Raw genomic sequence first — 653 nt, 5'->3', positions numbered from 1 at the left:
TCAAGTCCACGGATGGCCGCTCTGCACGTTGATCACGCATGCTGAAGGAGCGCCAGCGATGAGCCAGATCAGTTTTTCGGATGCCGAGCATGCGGGCAAGAGGAAGAAGACACGCCGGGAAGTCTTCCTTGCCGAGATGGAAGTGGTTGTGCCCTGGAAGGCGCTGCTCAAGGTCATCGAGCCGCACTACCCCGTGGCAGGCCGCGGGCGTCGACCGTATCCGCTCGAAGCCATGCTCCGTGTGCATTTGATGCAGAACTGGTTCGCGTTGAGCGACCCGGCGATGGAGGAAGCCCTGTACGAGATCACCTCGCTGCGCACGTTCGCAGGCCTGAACATGGACTCGATTCCCGACGAGACGACGATCCTGAACTTTCGCCATCTGCTGGAGGCTAGCGACTTGGCTGAAGACATCTTCAAGCAGGTCAACGCCCATCTGGCCAGGAAGGGGTTGCTTCTGAAGAGAGGCTCCATCGTGGATGCCACGATCATCGCGGCGCCCAGTTCCACCAAAAACGAGAGCGGCGAACGAGACCCTGAGATGCACCAGACGAAGAAGGGCAATCAATGGCACTTCGGGATGAAGGCGCACATCGGCGTGGACGCGGACTCAGGGTTGGTGCACACAGTGACGACTACAGCGGCCAACGAAG

1 protein-coding gene is annotated in these 653 nt (G+C 59.9%); it reads left to right on the top strand.

Annotated features, from left to right (window positions below; translation table 11 throughout):
- Window positions 1-58 precede the first annotated feature (58 nt).
- Window positions 59-653, top strand: a 595-nt coding sequence (locus BMG07_RS40935; protein WP_198089237.1) for an IS5 family transposase, incomplete at its 3' end; no start/stop codon positions are given.

The organism is Variovorax sp. E3 (genome assembly GCF_016082275.1).
Taxonomy (GTDB): Bacteria; Pseudomonadota; Gammaproteobacteria; order Burkholderiales; family Burkholderiaceae_C; genus Variovorax.
This window is presented reverse-complemented; position numbering and strand designations above follow the sequence as displayed.